This is a genomic window from Occultella gossypii, assembly GCF_019947135.1.
In the GTDB taxonomy this organism is placed as follows: domain Bacteria; phylum Actinomycetota; class Actinomycetes; order Actinomycetales; family Beutenbergiaceae; genus Occultella; species Occultella gossypii.
On the sequence record NZ_JAGSHT010000013.1, the window covers coordinates 109711 to 127503 of the forward strand.

Here is a 17793-nt window from a genome sequence, read left to right on the forward strand (position 1 = left end):
CTCCGTCCCGCAGCATCACCGACCGCCCCGTCCGACCGCGCCCATCACCCGCTTGGCGCTCCTCCGCCGTCTGGCTTCGGCTTCGCCGGCGGGTGCAGCGTGCCCCGATGGATCTCGTAGACCGATGCGGTTCCGGGCGAGTCCGGGTCATCGACGATGGGCTCGTCCCGCATGAAGAGCCTGATGGCGTGGGCGAGTTCACCCGGGTGGCTGAAGTTGATCGCATGCGCAGCGCCCTCGATGATGACGACGAGCACATGGTTGTCGGTCTGCCCTGCGACCTCCCGGATCCGTTCGGCACCTGGCAGCAGCGGGTCGCGGTCGCCGAGCACGACCAGTGTCGGCAACGACAGTTCGAGCAGTCGCTCGAGCGTCGGGTACCGGGTGAGCGCGCGGAACAACCGCACCGTGCTCGGTACGCCGAACCGCAGATAGTCCGGCGTCGCCACGCTGAGCATCTTGGCCGGCTCCCGTCTGCCGTCCTTCGTGAGCTGACCGATCGCGCGTCGGAGCGGCTGGTTCTGGATCCCCCCGGCCGGCGAGACCAGAACGGCGCGATCCAGACGCTCCGGGTACAGATGCGCGAACTCGCAGATGACCGGACATCCCATCGAATTGCCCACCAGCGTGGTCGACCTCACCCCGCGGTCGTCCAGGAATCTGGCCGCCGCGTGAGCGAGGTCGGGCACGTCGAGCGCGTCGCGAGGTCGTCCGCTGCGCCCGAAGCCGGGAAGATCGGGCACATACGTGAGGAACTCGTCCGCGAGCAACTCGGCGGTCGGCAGCAGGTACCGACCGGACAGCCCGAAGCCGTGCAGGTGCGTCATGACCGGCGCACCCGGCGAAGCCAGCGACGCGCGATAGAACACGTCCACCCCGTCGACCTTGGTCCACGTGTCCGTCAGGCTGGATGCGGGCCGTCTCGGATGCAGTCGAGCGCGGTGACGATAACTCGCCCTCTCGGGGTTTCCAGCCATCAGCCTTCCCGTCCGTCGGGTGCCCCGCAGGTGGAGCGGCGGGGCACCCACTGTACTGCCGCCATGTGGGACCCACCTGGGTGAGCCATGGCCGGCGGTGGCACAATGCGACGATGCGGCTTGACTGGGGACGGGGCAACGTGATCCGGCTCGACGGCGTGGAGGTCGCCCAGATCCCGATCTCGCCCTGGAGCAGGACGAGCAAGGCGAACATCGCGGGCAGACCGTAGAAGCTGCGCCGGGGCAACGATTACCGGGCCACCCCGGACGGCGCCGCCGAGCCGACCTTCTCGGTGCAGCGCGAGCGCGGGAGCAGCGCGTCCTGGCACGCCGCCTCCGGCTCGGGCTGGTACGGACTGCGCGAGGAGGGCACGCTCTCGGTCGGGCTCACGCTGTGGCCGGCGCCCAGGTGGGACACACGGGCTACGGGTGGGCTCCCGAACTACGTCCGGCTGGACTGCGATCCGAGCATTCCGGTCGATGACGCGGTGCTGCTCCTGTGGTTCTGGTATGTCCTCGCCGCCTCGCCCCAGTGAACCGGGGCCTACTTCCGCGCGCCCTGCGCTGCCCACCGGCGCGCGGCATAGTCGACGCCGACGGCCAGCCGGTACACCCCGACGAGGGTGGCGAGCAGGCCAACGGCCGCGATGATGAAGCCGGTGGTCAGCCAGGCATGGCCGGGGTCGCCCAGGGACTCGCCGGTGAGCTCCCAGATCAGGGTCATCTGCCGGGCCTGATCCATCGCGGCCCAGCCGATCACCAGTAGCGCCACCCCGAAGGTGAGGACGACCGCGGACCCCACCGGCCCGGGGTTCGGGACCTTCAACTCGTTCGGCTGCGCCTCGGGCTCGCTCATCGGGACATGAAACCACGCCGCGGGTACGACATTCACCGACTCATCGCAATCCGGGGTGGGGCGGCGCAGCGGTCCATCAGTCGTCAAGCTGGGACTCTCCTTGACGAGGGGAGCGTATTCCGCCTCGATCGCCGTCCATCGTCGCGGGGTCGCGCCGAAGCCGGATAGACGTCGAGGTTCCCCGATCATGAGAGCGCGACCCGCCGAGAATGGTGTCTTGTCGATGCCACGTCCGGCGGTCTGCGGTACCGGTCAGCCGGTGCTGCGTGCGCCGGTGACCATCGCCTCGACCAGCCGTCGGACCACTGCGGCGTCGATGGGGCCGGGCCCGGTCACCAGCATGAACAGGGCGCCGCCGTAGAGCGTGATCAGCAGCGGCACCGCGCCGGGCGGGGCGCCCGCGTCCCGGAGCGCCAGGTGCATCGCCTGCGTCTGCGCCTCGGCGATCTCGGACAGCTTGGCAAGCGCTCCGGCCAGCGCTGGTCGCCGTTGGGCCTCCAGTTGCAGCTCGTAGATCGCGAGGTAGCGGGTCCGATGCGTGGTGGCGGCCGTGACCAACGAGGCCGCAAGCAGGTCGGTCAACTGGCCGGCCGCGTCCCCAGCCTGGTTCGCCGCGGCCGCGGCGGTCGCGGTCATCGACTCTGCGAGGTGGACCTCGGCGACTCGGTGAGCTGCAGCGCTGAGCAACTCGTCGCGGCTGGGGAAGTAGTTCGCGGTCGTGCCGATCGGCACGTGGGCCGCGCGATCGACGGCGCGGTGTGTCACCCCTCCGACACCGGCGACCGCCGTGAGTTCTACGGCGGCGTCGGCGAGGGCGTCGCGTCGTCGTGGGTTGGTGCGGGGCACCCGCTCAGTATGACAACATATGTTCCACAACAACTGTTGTGGAATAGGTTTCGGCGGGAGTGCTGATGGGATCGACAGCAGTGGTGGCCGGTGGCGGCATCGCCGGCCTGGCATCGGCCCTAGGCCTGGCGCAGGCGGGCTGGCAGGTCACCGTTCTCGAGCAGGCCACCGAACTCGGCGAAGTCGAGGCCGGCGTGGCGCTCGCGCGCAACGGCGTCGCTGCTCTGCGTGGTCTCGGGTTCGAGGATTCCTCGATCGAGACTCTCGGGGTGCCGACGCGCGCGGGCGGCATCTACGACCCGCACGGTCGCCCGATTCGTCCGATCGCGGACGATGTCGACGCCGTCGCGATGCGAGGCGTGCACCGGGCCCGGCTGCACTCGGCACTGCTGCAGCGCGTTCGCGACCTGGACGTCGACCTCGTCACAGGTATCACGGTCACCGGCGTGCGCCCTGGATCACCCGACGGCGAACAGGCGGTAGTGCTCACGACGGGCATCGAACATGCGGCCGATCTCGTGGTGGCCGCCGACGGCGTCCGCAGCGCCGTACGCACCGCACTGACGCCGTCCTCGCGAGCCGTCTACTCCGGCTACTCCAGCTGGCGAGCTGTGACACCGCTGGCGCGACAGCCCTCCGTACTGCGTCAGTACTGGGGGCCGCACGCGGAATTCGGGGCAATGCCGGTCGGACCGGATCAGACCTACTGGTACGGGTACGTCAAGATGCCAGAGGGGATCACGCTGCCAGACGAGCATGCGGCCGCCCGCGACCGGTTCGCCGACTGGGCGCCCGAGGTCGTCGACATGATCGAGCAGACGGACCCGAGCGCCGTGATGCGTCACGACGTCCTGCATCTGCCCGGTGGCATGCCCCGCTACGTCATCGGCCGGGTCGTCGCCACCGGAGATGCGGCCCACGGTGGCCTCCCGACCGTCGGGCAGGGCGCCGCCACCGCCTTGGAGGACGGCATCAGCGTCGCCAGGCTGGTCGGCGCCCCGGTCGTGGCAGGGCGCCCCCTGGCCGCGGCGCTGGCGGACTACGACTCCCAGCGGCGGCCACGCTGCCGTGCGATCTCCCGGACCGCGCTCGTCACGGCCCGGCTCGGCTCCCACCTCGGTCCGCGGTTCCAGGGTGTTCGCAACGCGCTGGTCCGGATGGCTCCCACGAGCGCGATCTCACGGGGTGCCGACGCCGTCATGGGCTGGAACCCACCGGCCTGAAGCGTCGCCCACAAGCGCCCGCAACGTCGGCCCTCGTGGCGACTCCGGCAGCCGGGAACAGGAACGGCGAGACCCCGACTATTCGTCGGGATCTCGCCGTTTTCGTGGAGCCGCCTCAGGGAATCGAACCCTGGACCTTCTCATTACGAGTTAGACGATCCGGTACTATGGGAGCATGAGCGCACCCCGGATAGCCGCCAGAATCGGCAGGATTCCGGGCCTCACGGCATGCTCTAGGTTTGCATCTGCGTACACTGGTTCTGCATATGCATGTGTGCACCTATGTGTGAACCGGGAAGGATGAGCACCGATGCCCAAGATCCGCAGCCATGGTGACGGCGGCCTGTACGAGTTGAAGTCGCGTGGGCTCTGGCGCGGGGTGCTCGACCTCGGGTATGACGCCGACGGCAAGCGCATCCAGAAGTCGGTGCACGCCAAGACCAAGACCGAGTGCCGTAACCGGCTCGACGAACTCAAGGCTGAGATCGCCAAGCATGGCGCTCCGCTCAACAAGCAGGTCACCCTCAAGGCGTGGTCCGCGACGTGGCTGCAGACCGTCGCCAAGGTCAACGTGGACCCCAAGACCTACAGCACCTACGCATCCGTCACCCGGCGCTGGATCATCCCCACGCTCGGCACGAAGCAGGTCGCCACCCTCAAGCCCTCCGACGTGCGAGCCCTGCGCACCGCGATCGTGGACGTCGGCAAGCGATCCGCCGCCACGGCCAGGACCGCGCACATCGTCCTGTCCATGATGCTCGACGCCGCCCACGCCGAACGGCTCTGCGCGACCAACGTCGCCGCCACCGTGAAGAAGCCCACCGGCGCCAAGGTCGAGCGCGGGGCACTCCCGACACCCGAAGCGCTCGCCATCCTCCGGGCCGCCGCGGCGCTACCCGACTCCGCCGGCTCGCGGTGGTGGTTCAAGCTGCTCGGCGGCCAACGTCAGGGCGAGATCCTCGGAGCCACCCTGGCGGACCTCGACCTCGACGGCGGCTACTACGTCGTGAACTGGAAGCTCGAGGAGATCCCCCGCGACCACGGGTGTGGCGGGACGTGCGGGAAGAAGCGCGGCGCCGCCTGCCCCGATGCCGTCTGGCGAATCCCTGACGGCTTCGAACTGCACCACGTGGTGGACCGCTGGCACCTGACCCGGCCCAAGTCCAAGACGGGCCGGGCCGTGCCGCTCGGGCCTGAACTGGTTGAGGCCATCCGCCGGCACATCGCAGCCACCGAGACGTGGCCGAACCCCTACGGTCTGATCTGGCGCAACCGTGACGGCTCCCCGATCCTGCCCAAGGACGACGCCGCCCAGTGGCGCGACCTCCTGCAGGTGGCCGGGGTGATCGCCGCGGCCGACAACCGCCCGGGCGGGACGGCGATGACCGGGCACCTCGCGCGGCACACCACGGTCACGATCCTCGCCAGCCTCGGCTACGACCACCAGTTGATCGGCGAGATCGTCGGCCACTCGTCCACGAAGGTGACGGAGATCTACCGTCACGCCCAGGCGGCCGAGAAGCGGGCCGCGATGGACGCGCTCGGCGGCGTGTGGGCCGAAGCGCTGCAACTCCCTGCCACCTGAACAACGAACGCCCCGCATCCGACCGGCTTGGTGCCGGGAAATCGTTATCCGAACGCGACCGGCGCTGTCGGTGCCGGGTCGTACCCTCGTCTCAATGCGATGAAGCAGAGGGTAACGATCCTCGGGGGTTCGGTGAGTTGGAACGCTATGCCTTACTAGCGCTGTTCGGAGTCAAGGTGGTGCCGGTGCCGGGCCTACGCCGGAAGGCGAGGTTCATCCGCGAAGAGCGGCTTGCCCTGGTGCGGGCGGGCCTCAGCGACGACGACGCCGAAGAGTCTCTGGACTGGTTGCTTCAGCGGGCGTCTGCGGCATCGCCTCCGAATTAGGGCCATCCTCGTCGTCCGCGTAATCATCGGCCGCGCTCACCGCGGCCTGGTTATTGGGGGGGGAACGTACGTCATGTTCCTCACCGTCCTCTCGTTCGTTCTGCATCTGTTCGACTGTCGCCTCGACTGAGGCGAGCCGATATTGCAACTCCTGCAGGAACCCTTCGACGCGCCGTAGGTAGTCGGGCTCGTCGTAGCTGCCCCCAAACATCGGGCCATCGGCCATCTGGATCGGCTCGCGCATCTCGGCAAGGGCCTCCGCGACCTCGGTCGCGCCGACTGCCTGCAACTGCGCGACCGGGACTGCGGTCGCGTTTGCCATGCGTGCCAACGTCTGAGCCGGCGCATTGACCGGAGCTCGGACGTCGGTCGTTACCTGTTGATACCCCTTCTCGATCTGACGCCAGCGACCCTCGCTGATGCCCGCGTCTCGGGCAACGGCTCGGACTGAGAGTCCTGCCCGCTTCCTCGCTGCCGTGATCACCTGTGCGGCCGGCGAGGGCCCGTACTCGTTCATGGCAGCAACGGTGGCACGCGAACATGTGCGAAGTCCACTACGCAGGCATACGCGAATCTTCGCAGTTACACGGCTGTAACTATCGAACACCGCAGGTCAGAGCACATTCCGTGCGTAGTTCGCGCGTAGTAGTTGCACTACGCACTCCTACGCACTACAGTTTGGGGCATGGCAAAGACAAGCGCACCGCCCGACGTCTGGTGGGAACTCCGGGTCATCCGGGAGAAGGACGGGCACTCCCTCACCTCGCTGGCCAAGGTCGCCGGGATGTCGCTCGGCTACCTCTCGGACCTCGAGAACGGCCGCCGCTGGCCCAACGCGACCATGACGAAGAAGCTCGCCGTCGCGCTCAACGTCCCCGTGTCCGTGCTCGAGAAGCCGCGGGAGGTGGGGTGATGTCCTCCTTCACCTTCCAACCCGGCGCCTTCTCCCGCGAGATGGCAGCCGCCTACCTCGCCGGGGCCAGCGTCCGCAAGGTCGACGAGTGGGAGAAGAAGGGCCTGCTGGTCGGCCTCGCTCTCGACGGCCGCCGCGTCTACACCCGCGAGGAGCTCGACCGCTTCATCGCCAGTCGCCCCGAGTGGGCCAACCGCAACGACGACGCCTAACTCACCGCACGACAAAGCCCGGCCTCACCGCCAAGCAGGACCGGGCTTCATCTATCCACAAGGAGTATCGCAGATGAGCACCGACCTTGTTCAGCACGCGTTCCACGGCCAGTCCGTTCGAGTGATCACCGATGAACACGGGGACCCGTGGTTCGTCGCGGCCGACGTGGCCACGATCCTCGGCTACCGAATGGCGTCGGACATGACCCGGCGACTCGACGACGACGACAGGGGTACGCGCTCAGTGCGTACCCCCTCCGCCGACCAGCAGATGACCGTGATCACCGAGGCCGGCCTGTATGTCGCAGTCCTCGGCTCGATGGTCCCGGGCGCGAAGGAGTTCAAGCGCTGGGTGACTCACGAGGTGCTCCCCACGATCCGCCGCACCGGCTCCTACGCCACGCCGGTACTGACCGGTCCCGAGCTCATGGCCACGGCGCTTCTCGAGGCGGCCAAGACGCTCGAGCAGAAGGACGCCCGGATCGCGGAACTCACGCCGTCCGCGCACTCGTGGGACGCGCTCGTCGCTGACACCGGTGGCGACTGGTCCATGCGGGACGCGGCACAGATCCTCTCGCGTGACCCGGAGATCGAGATCGGGCAGAACCGGTTGGCGAAGTTGCTGCGGGAGATCCACTGGATCGACCGGCAGGGCATCCCGTACCAGGCGCAGGTGAACACGGGCCGGATGTCCGCGAAGCCGCAGACGCGCCTCTCACACCGGACCGGTGAGCGCATCGCGTGCGACCCGCAGGCTCGCGTGACGCTCAAGGGTCTTGGGTGGTTGCACTCGCACCTCGGTGGCGTCGAGCCGCTGGACGCGACCGAGCGCCGGTTGACGGTGGCCCGATGAGCAACGACGACGCCGTCACCCCGACCGAACTCGACCGGGACGAGTGGGACACCGCCGCCCAGTGGCACCCCCGCCCCGTCCCCACGCACGACCGCGACGCGCTGATCCAGCAGGTGGCCGCGCGCTACCGCAGCGAGGGTGTCCGTATGGCCGAACTCGTGGCCATCCTCATCGTCGACGACATCATCCTCCCCGCGCTCACCGCAGCCCGCGAGATCGGCCGCATGTCCGGCTACGGCCAGGGCTACATGGCTGGCCTCGACAAGGGCACCGTCGAGCGGGCAGCGCAGGCCGCACGTGAGCACCACGAGCGGGTCGAGCGCATGGCCGAGCGGCAGCAGGCGCGCTGGTCGTCAGTCAGTGGGCTTGACGGCATCGTCGCCGGCGCGGTGGCGACTGGCGGTCGCGTGATCTGCACCTACCCGCCGCGCACCGGTCCCGAGCCGTTCGCCGCCACCGATGGCGACGTGGCCGGGCACATGGAAGGGCGCGCGTCATGACCACCGCCGACGTCCTCTACGCCGCCGAGGCTGACCGCGCCATCGAGGACGGGGAGATCGAACCCCACGAGCGCGCCGAGTTCATCGCGCAGCTGCGTGAACAGGACAACTACGACAACGCCGAGCACGAGGCGGACATGGAGAGGGACGAACGATGAGCACCTACGCCACCCACGCCGAAGCGCGCGCCGCCGGCCAGCACTCCCGGCGCCACGTCACCCGTCAGGCGCAGGACGAGGCCCGCGAGGACTACAAGGCCTACGTCGGACCCGCTGCTCGTCGCTCTCGGGTCGAGTACATGCGGCGGTACCGGGCACTGAATCCCGAGGAGCGCCTGCTGCTGGCGATCTTCGGCGGCTCCATCGAGGCCATGGACAAGGCGGCCGTCCGATGAGCACCGACCCCCGCCCCCTGGATGAGCGCGACCCTGCCACGCCGGCCTCCAAAGGTCTCGGCTTCATCCTCGACCTCGCCGTCCTCGTCCTGTTCGTCGGGTCCCTGGTCGCGCTCGCGGTGGTGCTGACATGACCTCCCCCGACCCGACCCCGAAGCCGCAGCCGCCCGCCTGGTCGCCCCGAGTCTGCGCCGCGTGCGGATGGACGAACAACACCCGTGACCCCCACTGCCGCGGCAATAGCAAGTGCCCGTGGTGGAGGTGCCACCGGTGCCGCGTCGCCAACGACATGCACGGCAACCACGCGGGGCCGAAGGAGGAGACGAAGTGAGCGCCATCGAACTCGCCATGGACGAACCCACCTACCACGATGTGGAGCAGCGTTCGCCCGAGTGGTACACCCTGCGCTGCGGCATGCTCACCGCGTCGGCCATCGGGCAGATGGTCACATCCGCAGCACCGGGACCGGACTCCTACGACTGCCCCGAGTGCCAGGCCGCCGAGGGATTCGATTGCGTCTCGCTGCGCGACAGCAGCAAGCCGATCAAGACCATGCACCCCGGCCGTGCGAAGGCTGCACGCGATGGAGCAGCGACCGCGGCACCTGTCCTCAGTGTCACCCCTGCGGCCGAGGCCCGACCATGGCTCGCCACCCTCGCCGCCGAACGCATCACCGGTCACGTCGAGCAGACACCGACCACCAAGGACATGTGGCGCGGCATCGACTCCGAGCCCTACGCCCGCGACGCCTACTCCGAGCACCGAGCGCCGGTCGTCGAGGTCGGATTCGTCACCCGCGACCTAGGAGGCGGGCTGACGATCGGCTACTCCCCCGACGGGCTGGTTGGCAACGACGGGCTGATCGAGATCAAGGCACCCCGCGCCAAGGGTCACCTGCTGACCGCCGTCGAGGACACGATCCCGACGCAGTACATGGCGCAGCTCCAGACCGGGCTGCTGGTCACCGGGCGGCAGTGGATCGACTACATCTCCTTCGCTGGCGGCATGGCGCTGTGGTGCAAGCGAGTCACGCCGATCCCGCAGTGGCAAGAGGCTCTGACCTTCGCTGCCCGCACCGCTGAGGGTGCCATCAACGAACTGACCGAGCGCTACCGAGCAGCCGTCAACGGGCTGCCGGTGATGGAGCGCATCCCCGACGCCGACGAGATCGAGTTCTGACATGGACATCACCGACGCGCTCGCACCGACGAGCGACCAACTGGACGCGGTTGAACTGGTCAACCCGCGCACCTTCACCATCGACACCGGTTCGCGGCTGGGTAAGCGCGAGGGCAAGACCGTGGCCGAGATCCGTCTGGTCAACTTCGACCGTGTCTGGCGGCCAAGCAAGGGGATGCTCGACGTCCTCGCCGGATGCTGGGGCACCGATGCCAAGGCGTGGGTCGGCCGCTCCGTGACCCTCTACTGCGATCCCGAGGTCATGTTCGGCCCGAACAAGGTCGGCGGGGTGCGCATCAGTCACCTGTCGCACATCGACAAGGCGCGCACCCTCAGCATCCGCGCATCCGGGCAGGGGAAGAGGAAGGACTGGCACGTCGAACCCCTCGCCGCGCCCGTCCCCGAACCCACCGCCGCCCAAGTCGCCGCATCCACCGACCACGCCGAACTCCGCGCGTGGTGGCAGGTCTCCGGTGACGAACGCCGCGCGCAGATCCAGGCGCGCGCATCCGAGCTCAAGACGCCGGCCAACGTGACCGACGCGGACGAACTCACCGACGCCGAGTTCGCAGCCCTACACCCGGAGGCCTCCTGATGCGCACCCACCTGATCCACCACCGCATCCCCATGCGTGTCCGTGACCGCGTGTACGTGGCGGTCCTGTGCCTGTTCCTCCTGGCTGCTCTCAGTGTCGGCGTGTGGGCGTTCGGGCGAGTGTTCATGGGGGGCGGGTTCTGATGGCGACCGTCACCACCCCCGAGCAGTGGATGGAAGCCCAGCAGGAGGCGTTCGAGCAGGGCCACTGGCTCATCGTCGTGGAGAACGGCTGGCGGCCCTGGATCGTGACCGAGGACGACCGTGGCAACTCGTGGGCGCACTCGTGGCACCAGGAGGACGAGGTGTACCCGTACAAGTCGTCCGAGTCGCTCCGGTTGCCGCTGGAAGTCCTCGCCCAACGTGAGGTCGCGCCCGAGGTCCGGAGTGACGGCACCCTCCGCTACCCGCCGACCGACGACCTCGCCCGCTACAAGGCGTTCACCGAGGACGTGATGGCGCTCGTGGCGGAGTGGGCATGTCTCGATGACGGCGCACTGACCGAGGTCGTCGCACAGATCCGCGACGCTGCCGAGCGGGCGGGGGTGACGAAGTGAAGCGCCCTCCCTACGTCCGCACCATGGGTCAGGCCGCGAGGGGGGAGGGGTGATGGGCGCGCCATCGCACGACACGACACCCATCGCCCGCACTGACCACCAGTGCCAGCAGTGCGGCCGGACGATCCGCCCCGGCGAGAAGTACCACCGGTGGGACGGCCTCTACGACGGCACGTGGCAGACGACCAAGACGTGCGCCCAGTGCCGACACCTGCAGGACGACCTCTGGAACGTCGACGAACGTAGCGAGGACTTCGAGACGGGTGACGAGGCATACGCCTGGCTGGGTGAAGTCGACTGGAACGACGTCGTGCTTCGCACCGGCGACCTGCTGTGGAACCTCCGGCGCGACGGGTTCCGCCTCCAGTGGGCGGACCGGGTCTACCCAAAGTCCACCCCATGACCCGCCGCGAGGACTGGGGACCCTCATTCGGCGTCGATGAAAACTCCCCCACGCCCCCCTTGAACACAGCAGCACACCGACCACCCACCGACACCGAACGAGGCGAGCTGATGGACGCGCTCGCACGGGATGTGGCGGCGATGAGAGACAGGAGAACGAGATGAGCGAGTACGTGCCGAACGCGGACGACGTGCGCGAGTCGTATGCGATCGCCCAGCCCAGGAAGCACATGCGCCAGTCGCGCGCCGAGTTCGACCGTTGGCTGGCCGCGCACGACGCCGAGGTGGCCGAGAAGGCGTTGCGCGAGTACGCCGAGGCTGCTGGCGAGAACGAGTCGATCGACAACTGGACCGCCGCAGAGGTGCGTCAGGACGTCGAAGCGTGGATCAGCGATGGCATCGCATGTGAGGCGGTGACCCGATGAGCACCCGCGAGCGCATCTGGCACCACGCCTACTGCCGCTGGTACGACCACCGTGCGCTCGGGCACCACGGGCGAGCGGCTGCGTGGGGATGGGTCGCTGACCGGCTCGTCGCGCGTGAGGCGACCCGATGACCCACGAGCCCACCAGCGCGCAGGAACGGGCCGAGTGGCTGAGGTTGGCGGACCGTGCGGCGACCGTTGTGCACAAGGCTGCGAACGGGTACGGGGCCGTCTCCATGGTCACCGGGTCCACTCTCCTCGCCCTGGCTGAGGACGCCCTGCCGAGGCTGGTGGCGGACGTGGAGTGGTGGACGCACAAAGTCGGCGAGCACGAGCGGCGAATGTGGGCATCCGTCCAGGAGCGCGCAGTCTGGGACCACGAGCGCGGTGAGCACGACGGGCCGCTGCCAGTCACGCCCTGCCCGATCTGCGAGCGTGAAGTCGCCATTGCCGAGGTCGACGGAATGCACGCCCTCATCCAGCGGCAGGGCGACCTCCTCACGGGCGTCGTCAACGCGCTCAGGGGAGATCCGCCGCCCCTGGTCTCGTGGAGCCACCACGACGCACCAGAACTCGCTGCCGACGCCGAAGCAGAGGTCGAACGGCTGACGGCCCGCACGGTCACGACAGCTGCCGAACTCGACGCGCTGCCCGTGGGGAGCGTAGTGCTGGACCGAGACGGTGACGCATGGCAGAAGGGCGCCATCGGTCGCGGCTGGTCCTGCACCGTTCAGGTGCTCAACTCGCACGACCAGCCCTCACACAGCGTCGCCGCCATCCTCGGGCCGCTGACCGTGGCGCACGTCGCCCCGGACCACGGATCGCCCGAGCGGGAGTCTTCGGCGGGTGGGCGACCATGAGCCCCGACGATCGCCACGGCCTCGGATGGCAGAGCGTCCGAGGCAACGTCATCTGCCTCTGTGGCGAACAGTTCCCAACCAACATGCGGCTCAGCACGCACGTCTCCAACATGCGCGCATGGGCACGACGGAAGGGTGCGCGATGAGCCCCGACGCCCCCGACCGCGACGACGCTCGCGACAACCCTCGCGCGTGGATGCGGGACGCCGTCTGCGCCGAGATCGCCGGCGACCTCTGGTTTCCCGAACGAGGCGAAGGAGGCATCGACGCGGCCGTGGCCATCTGCCGCACCTGCCCCGTCATGGAGCAGTGCCGGGAAGCCGGGCAGGGCGAACGGTTCGGCATCTGGGGTGGCATCACGGCCAACGCCCGAACCAGGACCGGAAAGAAGACGGCAGCGTGAACAACTACGACACCTTCCCCGACAACGTCCGCGTCACCATCCAGCCGAACGGGCTCACCGGACGCATCGTCGCCCGCTGCCACAACAACCCGTTCATCGAGCGGTACCGGGTCCTCGTCGACAACACCACCACGACCCTCGACATCGAGGCCAGGAGGCTCCGACGCCGCGACGACATCGACATGCGACCACGACCAGGAAGGGGGCCACGGTGAGCGCACGACCAGCCCAACGCACGGCGATGCTCCGCGCATGGTGGGTGCACGACACCCTCCAGACGGCGCGGCGCATGATCGGCGAACCAGACCCCGCATGGCAGATCGCCGCCCGGCAGAACCGGGCCGACCTCGAAGACGTCCTTGCGGGGCAGCAGGACCGGCATGTGCGACACGGGGAGGTGACGTAGGTGGCACTAGCGCCCCCCGCCCCATACTTCGGCGGCAAGCAGCGGATCGCTCAGCGTCTCGTAGACCTGCTCCCGGCGCACGAGCACTATGTGGAGCCCTACGCGGGCGGGCTGTCCATCCTCATGGCCAAACCGCCGTCGAAGCTCGAAACGATCAACGACCTAGACCAGGACATCATGACGTTCTGGCGGGTCCTGCGTGACCGTCCGGCCGACCTTGAGCGCGCATGTGCGCTGACCCCCCACTCTCGCGCCGAGCACCAGGTGTCACGCGATCGCACCGGACTCGACGACATCGAGCGGGCCCGCCGAGTTTGGGTCTCCCTCACCCAAGGCCGAGGTGGGCAACTCATGCGCACCGGGTGGAGGTTCTATCTGAACCCTGCCGGGACGTCCATGGGGATGCCCGGGTATCTCGATGGCTACGTGGACCGCCTCGCGCCAGCTGCGGAGCGGTTGCACCGGGTGTCGCTGGAATGCCGCCCCGCGATCGAGATCATCGAGGCATACGGCGGCAGTCCGGACACCTTGCTCTACGTGGATCCGCCCTACCTCGGCGAGACCCGCGGCGGACGCCACGCCACCAACGCCTACGTCCACGAGATGAAGGGTGAGGACGAGCACCGCGAACTCGCCGCCGCGCTCCATGCCGCCGCGGCGGCAGTCGTGCTGTCCGGCTACCCATCGCCGCTCTACGACGACCTCTACGCCGACTGGCACGTCACCGACATCTCCGCGTGGACCGGGCAGGGCAACCACGGCCGATCCTCCGGCGGTGCGCGCACCGAGCGCCTGTGGTCCAACGTGCCGCTCGGCCACCAGCAGATGTTCGATCTGGAAGGGACCGCCTGATGGCCCGCGACTTCACTCTCAAGCCATATCCGCCGTTCGACGGGTCGGTGCCGCTGGACGTCTACCGAGCTCGCATGGCGCGGGACTACGGCCTCCAACGTGCCGAGTTCCTACGTCAGGGCCGCATGGGGCAGGCGCGGGACGAGAACGGGAAGCTCCTCTACCTCATCACCGACCGCGGCGAGTGCCGCAGGACCCGCGATATCCCGAAGCGAACAAGGGCGGCCGTCCTCGCCCGCGACGGCCATGCGTGCGTCAACTGCGGCGCCACGCGATCGCTCGAGCTCGACCACATCGTTCGGTACATCGATGGCGGCAGCGACGAGCCCGACAACCTCCGCACGCTGTGCCAGCCCTGTCACGCGAAGCGAGGTGGCCGACCATGACGTGGTTCAAGGTGGACGACACTCTCGCATTCCACGCCAAGGTCATCTCCGCCGGGAACGCAGCCATGGGCCTCTGGGTCCGCGCCGGCTCGTGGTCCGCACAGCAGCTCACGGACGGGCATGTCCCCGCCCACATGATCCCCGCGCTCGGCAACCGCGCCCAGGCGAACGCACTGGTTCGCACCGGGCTCTGGGTCGACGACGACGAGGACGGCTACCGGTTCCACCAGTGGGCCGAAGAGGGCCGCCAGCCGTCCCGCGAAGAGGTCGAGACGAAGCGCCGCGAGTGGCGCGAGAAGAAGCAGCGGCAGCGCCGCGGCCCCTCGGGACAGTACGAGACGTCCCCAGGGGAGTCCCCCGGGGACACTCGCGAGACTCCCTCGGGGAGTCCCGCCGTCCCGTCCCGTCCCGTCCCGACCCGACCCATAGATGGGGTTCTTTCCGTAGGTGGATCCGGGCAACCAAGTCCAAATCGTCACTTACGTATCGCGCAAGACGAGACCGGATTGGACTTGGACTGATGGCATCGAAAATCGAGATCGACCGCCTCGCGCACATGGCCAACGCCCTGCGCCCCGACTGGCCCATCCGGTCCCTCGTCACCTACCTCGCCCGGGAGCACGTCGCCCGCGGCTACCAGGACCTCGCCAAGGCCATCGCCCACATCGCCACCGACCCGGCGACGTCCACGCCTGCCCGCCTCGGCGAGTCCGGCCCGTGGTGGCCGACCCTTGGGACCACGTCACCTGTCATCGGCCCCGGACGCGCCCGCTGCGACCAGTACGGCCACGAGCACTACCCCGCACACAACTGCCCCGGCTGCAGGACCGACGCGCTCACCGGAGTTCGACTGCCGGCACCGCTGCCCGAGGACTACACCGACGCTAAGACCGCAGCCGCAGAAGGAGACCGATGACCACCTTGACCCTCGCCATCCCCGCCCCATGGTGGCTCTCGTCGAACCAGCGCATCCACCGCATGCAGGTCGCGGGACGCACCAAGATCATCCGGGCAGCAGCCGCACGAGCCGCACGCACGATCGGCCGCACGTTCGAGCAGGTCCACGTGTGCGCGTTCATCCAGTACCCCACCGCGGCGAAGGCTGACCCGCCGAACGCATGGCCCACCGTCAAGGCCATGCTCGACGGACTCACCGACGCCGGGATCTGGGAGGACGACGACAGCAAGCACGTCATCGCCACCGAGTTCCGACGCGAGGTCGGGAAGTCGCCACGAGGGGAGTACCGGGTGCGGTTGGTGCTCACGGATCAGGACGTGCCATTCGCTGCACAGAACACCATCCTGCGCGACCTGCTGGTCCACCGCGGGATGCCAGACGCCCAGATCGACCTATGCCTCGGTGGTGCGTCATGAGGATCCTCATCCGGGCACGTGGCTGGACTCTCGACCTCGACGTCGACCGCACCCCGAAGCCCAAGCCTGCCGACCCGACCGTGGGCACGCATCCGACGGGCGGGCTGACCGCATCCGTTGGGCACGGTGCGGCACCACGCACCAACGCCCGTAACCCGTTCCCGCGTGCTGCCGGGTTCGGGTCCGACCTTGAGGAGAAGCGATGACCGAGACCGACCCGTACTGGTGCGAGGCGTGCCAGGAGTATCACGTGGTGCCGTCCATCGCGCGAGGCCACGAGCAGTCCGCACATGCCGACCAGGAGGACCCGTCATGACCACGGCCGAACTGATCCCCGTGATCGTCCAGATCGTCGTACTCAACGCGATCTGGATCACCTGCGTCGTCATCTTCGCCACCGACCGCATCAAGGCCAGGAAGGAGCCCGCGAAGCCCGCCCCGAACCCCGCGGCCGGGTGGTGCGTGGCTTGCTCGCGCATCGTGCGCCGCTGGGAGCGCTGCGCGTGCGGGGAGATGTTCGCCTACAACGGCAGGTGCGTGTTCGACAACGTGAGCGTGCCCTACGTGAGCAGGCTCACCGCCGAGCAACTCGCCCACATGCCTGACGACGCCGACCGACCAGAGGAGCCAGCGTGAGCGAGCCACGGCACCAGCACTGGTGGACCCAAGGCCCGACGGGCGAGTGGGTGTGCACCGACTGCGGCGAGACCTGCGCGACCTGCGGCACCTGCGGCCGGGCGACGGGTGGTGCGCTCCTGCTGTGCGACCCGTGCCACGCCCGCGAGCGCCAGGTACTCGCCGACATTGAGCACGCGATCGGGCTCTACCTGCCATCGCCCGGACGCAGCCCGTACTCGTCCGCACGGATGGACGCCATGCGCGTCGCGGGGTCCAAGGCGGCCAGGGTGACCGACCCGGAGGACAGCATCGACTCGACCCTGTTCGGATGGGTGGCGCTCTGGACCGAGGCGAGTGGCGATGCCCAGAACCTCGGAGCACTGGAGTACCTCGCCGGCCATCTGCTCTGGGCCGCGCACAACCCCGATGCGTCACGGTGGGAGGCCTACCGCAAGTCGATCCGTGCCCAGCGTGGAGCGGCTCGCCGTGTCGCCCAGATCGCACCGCAGCCTCAGCCGGCGCCGTGCATCCACTGCGGCGGCAAGGTCGTGCAGGACTGGGCCGACCATGACTGGAACCCACTCAAGACGGGGCTGTCCGACGTCCACCGCTGCACGGGCTGCGGCACCACGTGGGGCGATCACGCGCACTGGCGATTCGCCCAGCGGCACACGATCTTCGCACTGCCGACCGACGACCCGGATCGGCTCGTCACCCTGGCCGACGCACGGACGATCTTCCCCGACGTGCCCGCCGGGACGTGGCGCACGTGGATCAAGCGCAGCCGTGACGAGCACGCCCGCACCGTTGCCGAGTGCGACGCGTGGGACGACCGATGGACTGCCTACGAGGACGCGGGCTACCTCGGACCGATACCCGAGGCGCCCGAGATCGTGGAGGCGGTGTGCTCGCGCGGTGAGACCGACCAGAAGGTGAAGCTCTACCGGCTCGGGGATCTCGACGCGCTGGCGATGCGACGGGTCAGCGAGACACGCCGTGGTCGACCCGCGAGCGCTATGCAACTCACGGGAAGCACCGTCTGCTAGCATCGGG

Annotated in this window: 33 protein-coding genes; 29 read left to right on the top strand and 4 right to left on the bottom strand. The window is 68.8% G+C overall.

All coding sequences use genetic code 11. From position 1 onward, the window contains the following. Positions 1-44: 44 nt before the first annotated feature. On the bottom strand, positions 45-977 hold the full coding sequence (locus tag KCQ71_RS13830) for an alpha/beta fold hydrolase (protein WP_249422986.1): 933 nt from the start codon (positions 975-977) through the stop codon (positions 45-47). Between the two features lie 293 nt (positions 978-1270). Between KCQ71_RS13830 and KCQ71_RS13835 the strand changes: the two genes are divergently transcribed. Beyond that, positions 1271-1513 carry a hypothetical protein gene (locus tag KCQ71_RS13835; RefSeq protein WP_223406837.1) on the top strand — a complete coding sequence of 81 codons (243 nt, stop codon included), beginning with the start codon at positions 1271-1273 and terminating at the stop codon, positions 1511-1513. Positions 1514-1521: 8 nt separating this feature from the next. Here the strand turns inward: KCQ71_RS13835 and KCQ71_RS13840 are convergent, their stop codons facing one another. Next, complete coding sequence (locus KCQ71_RS13840; RefSeq protein WP_223406839.1) at positions 1522-1833, bottom strand: hypothetical protein; 312 nt, start codon at positions 1831-1833, stop codon at positions 1522-1524. A gap of 252 nt (positions 1834-2085) precedes the next feature. Beyond that, positions 2086-2679, bottom strand: a complete 594-nt coding sequence (locus KCQ71_RS13845) for a TetR/AcrR family transcriptional regulator (protein WP_223406841.1) — start codon at positions 2677-2679, stop codon at positions 2086-2088. A gap of 65 nt (positions 2680-2744) precedes the next feature. On the opposite strand from KCQ71_RS13845, the gene KCQ71_RS13850 reads away from it, so the two are divergent. After that, positions 2745-3902 carry an FAD-dependent oxidoreductase gene (locus KCQ71_RS13850; RefSeq protein WP_223406843.1) on the top strand — a complete coding sequence of 386 codons (1158 nt, stop codon included), beginning with the start codon at positions 2745-2747 and terminating at the stop codon, positions 3900-3902. Between the two features lie 310 nt (positions 3903-4212). Then, positions 4213-5487 (top strand): tyrosine-type recombinase/integrase, encoded by a 1275-nt coding sequence (locus tag KCQ71_RS13855; protein WP_223406845.1) that lies wholly within the window; start codon positions 4213-4215, stop codon positions 5485-5487. Between the two features lie 252 nt (positions 5488-5739). Here KCQ71_RS13855 and KCQ71_RS13860 read toward each other — a convergent pair whose 3' ends face one another. Further along, entirely contained in the window at positions 5740-6330 is a 591-nt protein-coding gene (locus tag KCQ71_RS13860) for a helix-turn-helix domain-containing protein (protein ID WP_223406847.1), read from the bottom strand. A gap of 168 nt (positions 6331-6498) precedes the next feature. Here KCQ71_RS13860 and KCQ71_RS13865 point away from each other — a divergent pair, with 168 nt between their 5' ends. From KCQ71_RS13865 to KCQ71_RS13985, 26 genes are all read left to right on the top strand, one after another. Further along, entirely contained in the window at positions 6499-6726 is a 228-nt protein-coding gene (locus tag KCQ71_RS13865; RefSeq protein WP_223406849.1) for a helix-turn-helix domain-containing protein, read from the top strand. Then, a complete protein-coding gene (locus KCQ71_RS13870; RefSeq protein WP_223406851.1) occupies positions 6726-6938 on the top strand; it encodes a MerR family transcriptional regulator in 213 nt (70 codons plus the stop codon). The genes KCQ71_RS13865 and KCQ71_RS13870 overlap by 1 nt, the downstream gene beginning before the upstream one ends. A 73-nt stretch (positions 6939-7011) precedes the next feature. After that, positions 7012-7791: a BRO family protein gene (locus tag KCQ71_RS13875; RefSeq protein ID WP_223406853.1), complete on the top strand. Its 780-nt coding sequence runs from the start codon at positions 7012-7014 to the stop codon at positions 7789-7791. After that, positions 7788-8291, top strand: a complete 504-nt coding sequence (locus tag KCQ71_RS13880; RefSeq protein WP_223406855.1) for a hypothetical protein — start codon at positions 7788-7790, stop codon at positions 8289-8291. Before KCQ71_RS13875 ends, KCQ71_RS13880 begins: the two co-directional genes overlap by 4 nt. Further along, positions 8288-8449 (top strand): hypothetical protein, encoded by a 162-nt coding sequence (locus tag KCQ71_RS13885; protein ID WP_223406857.1) that lies wholly within the window; start codon positions 8288-8290, stop codon positions 8447-8449. Before KCQ71_RS13880 ends, KCQ71_RS13885 begins: the two co-directional genes overlap by 4 nt. Continuing rightward, positions 8446-8685 carry a hypothetical protein gene (locus KCQ71_RS13890; protein ID WP_223406859.1) on the top strand — a complete coding sequence of 80 codons (240 nt, stop codon included), beginning with the start codon at positions 8446-8448 and terminating at the stop codon, positions 8683-8685. The genes KCQ71_RS13885 and KCQ71_RS13890 overlap by 4 nt, the downstream gene beginning before the upstream one ends. Next, positions 8682-8819: a hypothetical protein gene (locus tag KCQ71_RS13895; protein ID WP_223406861.1), complete on the top strand. Its 138-nt coding sequence runs from the start codon at positions 8682-8684 to the stop codon at positions 8817-8819. Before KCQ71_RS13890 ends, KCQ71_RS13895 begins: the two co-directional genes overlap by 4 nt. Positions 8820-9012: 193 nt before the next feature. Beyond that, complete coding sequence (locus KCQ71_RS13900) at positions 9013-9864, top strand: YqaJ viral recombinase family protein (RefSeq protein WP_223406863.1); 852 nt, start codon at positions 9013-9015, stop codon at positions 9862-9864. Position 9865: 1 nt separating this feature from the next. After that, entirely contained in the window at positions 9866-10459 is a 594-nt protein-coding gene (locus KCQ71_RS13905) for a hypothetical protein (RefSeq protein ID WP_223406865.1), read from the top strand. After that, positions 10459-10602 carry a hypothetical protein gene (locus tag KCQ71_RS13910; protein ID WP_223406867.1) on the top strand — a complete coding sequence of 48 codons (144 nt, stop codon included), beginning with the start codon at positions 10459-10461 and terminating at the stop codon, positions 10600-10602. Before KCQ71_RS13905 ends, KCQ71_RS13910 begins: the two co-directional genes overlap by 1 nt. Continuing rightward, on the top strand, positions 10602-11015 hold the full coding sequence (locus KCQ71_RS13915) for a hypothetical protein (RefSeq protein WP_223406869.1): 414 nt from the start codon (positions 10602-10604) through the stop codon (positions 11013-11015). The genes KCQ71_RS13910 and KCQ71_RS13915 overlap by 1 nt, the downstream gene beginning before the upstream one ends. Positions 11016-11067: 52 nt before the next feature. Further along, positions 11068-11418, top strand: coding sequence for a hypothetical protein (locus tag KCQ71_RS13920; protein ID WP_223406871.1), 351 nt, complete (start codon positions 11068-11070; stop codon positions 11416-11418). 160 nt (positions 11419-11578) lie between these two features. Then, positions 11579-11842: a DNA -binding domain-containing protein gene (locus KCQ71_RS13925; RefSeq protein ID WP_223406873.1), complete on the top strand. Its 264-nt coding sequence runs from the start codon at positions 11579-11581 to the stop codon at positions 11840-11842. Then, complete coding sequence (locus tag KCQ71_RS27330; RefSeq protein WP_283248694.1) at positions 11839-11973, top strand: hypothetical protein; 135 nt, start codon at positions 11839-11841, stop codon at positions 11971-11973. Before KCQ71_RS13925 ends, KCQ71_RS27330 begins: the two co-directional genes overlap by 4 nt. Beyond that, the gene (locus KCQ71_RS13930) at positions 11970-12701 is read left to right on the top strand and encodes a hypothetical protein (RefSeq protein WP_223406875.1); all 732 of its coding nucleotides are present in this window, start codon (positions 11970-11972) and stop codon (positions 12699-12701) included. Before KCQ71_RS27330 ends, KCQ71_RS13930 begins: the two co-directional genes overlap by 4 nt. A gap of 118 nt (positions 12702-12819) precedes the next feature. Beyond that, entirely contained in the window at positions 12820-13104 is a 285-nt protein-coding gene (locus KCQ71_RS13935; protein ID WP_223406877.1) for a WhiB family transcriptional regulator, read from the top strand. Further along, a complete protein-coding gene (locus tag KCQ71_RS13940; protein WP_223406879.1) occupies positions 13101-13319 on the top strand; it encodes a hypothetical protein in 219 nt (72 codons plus the stop codon). The genes KCQ71_RS13935 and KCQ71_RS13940 overlap by 4 nt, the downstream gene beginning before the upstream one ends. Then, positions 13316-13510, top strand: coding sequence for a hypothetical protein (locus KCQ71_RS13945; protein ID WP_223406881.1), 195 nt, complete (start codon positions 13316-13318; stop codon positions 13508-13510). Before KCQ71_RS13940 ends, KCQ71_RS13945 begins: the two co-directional genes overlap by 4 nt. Further along, complete coding sequence (locus KCQ71_RS13950; RefSeq protein WP_223406883.1) at positions 13511-14362, top strand: DNA adenine methylase; 852 nt, start codon at positions 13511-13513, stop codon at positions 14360-14362. Beyond that, a complete protein-coding gene (locus tag KCQ71_RS13955) occupies positions 14362-14748 on the top strand; it encodes an HNH endonuclease (RefSeq protein ID WP_223406885.1) in 387 nt (128 codons plus the stop codon). Before KCQ71_RS13950 ends, KCQ71_RS13955 begins: the two co-directional genes overlap by 1 nt. Next, the gene (locus KCQ71_RS13960; RefSeq protein WP_223406887.1) at positions 14745-15269 is read left to right on the top strand and encodes a hypothetical protein; all 525 of its coding nucleotides are present in this window, start codon (positions 14745-14747) and stop codon (positions 15267-15269) included. The genes KCQ71_RS13955 and KCQ71_RS13960 overlap by 4 nt, the downstream gene beginning before the upstream one ends. Next, positions 15269-15664 (top strand): hypothetical protein, encoded by a 396-nt coding sequence (locus tag KCQ71_RS13965; RefSeq protein ID WP_223406889.1) that lies wholly within the window; start codon positions 15269-15271, stop codon positions 15662-15664. The genes KCQ71_RS13960 and KCQ71_RS13965 overlap by 1 nt, the downstream gene beginning before the upstream one ends. Continuing rightward, positions 15661-16122 carry a hypothetical protein gene (locus KCQ71_RS13970; protein ID WP_223406891.1) on the top strand — a complete coding sequence of 154 codons (462 nt, stop codon included), beginning with the start codon at positions 15661-15663 and terminating at the stop codon, positions 16120-16122. The genes KCQ71_RS13965 and KCQ71_RS13970 overlap by 4 nt, the downstream gene beginning before the upstream one ends. Then, positions 16119-16328: a hypothetical protein gene (locus tag KCQ71_RS13975; RefSeq protein WP_223406893.1), complete on the top strand. Its 210-nt coding sequence runs from the start codon at positions 16119-16121 to the stop codon at positions 16326-16328. Before KCQ71_RS13970 ends, KCQ71_RS13975 begins: the two co-directional genes overlap by 4 nt. A 106-nt stretch (positions 16329-16434) precedes the next feature. Continuing rightward, positions 16435-16758 (top strand): hypothetical protein, encoded by a 324-nt coding sequence (locus tag KCQ71_RS13980; protein ID WP_223406895.1) that lies wholly within the window; start codon positions 16435-16437, stop codon positions 16756-16758. Next, positions 16755-17786, top strand: a complete 1032-nt coding sequence (locus KCQ71_RS13985; RefSeq protein ID WP_223406897.1) for a hypothetical protein — start codon at positions 16755-16757, stop codon at positions 17784-17786. The genes KCQ71_RS13980 and KCQ71_RS13985 overlap by 4 nt, the downstream gene beginning before the upstream one ends. Positions 17787-17793 lie beyond the last annotated feature (7 nt).

Coding starts and splice junctions, on each gene's coding strand:
- KCQ71_RS13880 (WP_223406855.1), top strand. CDS start 7,788: ATGAGCAACGACGACGCCGTCACCCCGACCGAACTCGACCGGGACGAG.
- KCQ71_RS13915 (WP_223406869.1), top strand. CDS start 10,602: ATGGCGACCGTCACCACCCCCGAGCAGTGGATGGAAGCCCAGCAGGAG.
- KCQ71_RS13955 (WP_223406885.1), top strand. CDS start 14,362: ATGGCCCGCGACTTCACTCTCAAGCCATATCCGCCGTTCGACGGGTCG.
- KCQ71_RS27330 (WP_283248694.1), top strand. CDS start 11,839: ATGAGCACCCGCGAGCGCATCTGGCACCACGCCTACTGCCGCTGGTAC.
- KCQ71_RS13935 (WP_223406877.1), top strand. CDS start 12,820: ATGGGCACGACGGAAGGGTGCGCGATGAGCCCCGACGCCCCCGACCGC.
- KCQ71_RS13830 (WP_249422986.1), bottom strand. CDS start 977: ATGGCTGGAAACCCCGAGAGGGCGAGTTATCGTCACCGCGCTCGACTG.
- KCQ71_RS13895 (WP_223406861.1), top strand. CDS start 8,682: ATGAGCACCGACCCCCGCCCCCTGGATGAGCGCGACCCTGCCACGCCG.
- KCQ71_RS13870 (WP_223406851.1), top strand. CDS start 6,726: ATGTCCTCCTTCACCTTCCAACCCGGCGCCTTCTCCCGCGAGATGGCA.
- KCQ71_RS13840 (WP_223406839.1), bottom strand. CDS start 1,833: ATGAGCGAGCCCGAGGCGCAGCCGAACGAGTTGAAGGTCCCGAACCCC.
- KCQ71_RS13855 (WP_223406845.1), top strand. CDS start 4,213: ATGCCCAAGATCCGCAGCCATGGTGACGGCGGCCTGTACGAGTTGAAG.
- KCQ71_RS13920 (WP_223406871.1), top strand. CDS start 11,068: ATGGGCGCGCCATCGCACGACACGACACCCATCGCCCGCACTGACCAC.
- KCQ71_RS13910 (WP_223406867.1), top strand. CDS start 10,459: ATGCGCACCCACCTGATCCACCACCGCATCCCCATGCGTGTCCGTGAC.
- KCQ71_RS13970 (WP_223406891.1), top strand. CDS start 15,661: ATGACCACCTTGACCCTCGCCATCCCCGCCCCATGGTGGCTCTCGTCG.
- KCQ71_RS13975 (WP_223406893.1), top strand. CDS start 16,119: ATGAGGATCCTCATCCGGGCACGTGGCTGGACTCTCGACCTCGACGTC.
- KCQ71_RS13960 (WP_223406887.1), top strand. CDS start 14,745: ATGACGTGGTTCAAGGTGGACGACACTCTCGCATTCCACGCCAAGGTC.
- KCQ71_RS13905 (WP_223406865.1), top strand. CDS start 9,866: ATGGACATCACCGACGCGCTCGCACCGACGAGCGACCAACTGGACGCG.
- KCQ71_RS13980 (WP_223406895.1), top strand. CDS start 16,435: ATGACCACGGCCGAACTGATCCCCGTGATCGTCCAGATCGTCGTACTC.
- KCQ71_RS13865 (WP_223406849.1), top strand. CDS start 6,499: ATGGCAAAGACAAGCGCACCGCCCGACGTCTGGTGGGAACTCCGGGTC.
- KCQ71_RS13885 (WP_223406857.1), top strand. CDS start 8,288: ATGACCACCGCCGACGTCCTCTACGCCGCCGAGGCTGACCGCGCCATC.
- KCQ71_RS13890 (WP_223406859.1), top strand. CDS start 8,446: ATGAGCACCTACGCCACCCACGCCGAAGCGCGCGCCGCCGGCCAGCAC.
- KCQ71_RS13965 (WP_223406889.1), top strand. CDS start 15,269: ATGGCATCGAAAATCGAGATCGACCGCCTCGCGCACATGGCCAACGCC.
- KCQ71_RS13925 (WP_223406873.1), top strand. CDS start 11,579: ATGAGCGAGTACGTGCCGAACGCGGACGACGTGCGCGAGTCGTATGCG.
- KCQ71_RS13860 (WP_223406847.1), bottom strand. CDS start 6,330: ATGAACGAGTACGGGCCCTCGCCGGCCGCACAGGTGATCACGGCAGCG.
- KCQ71_RS13875 (WP_223406853.1), top strand. CDS start 7,012: ATGAGCACCGACCTTGTTCAGCACGCGTTCCACGGCCAGTCCGTTCGA.
- KCQ71_RS13930 (WP_223406875.1), top strand. CDS start 11,970: ATGACCCACGAGCCCACCAGCGCGCAGGAACGGGCCGAGTGGCTGAGG.
- KCQ71_RS13850 (WP_223406843.1), top strand. CDS start 2,745: ATGGGATCGACAGCAGTGGTGGCCGGTGGCGGCATCGCCGGCCTGGCA.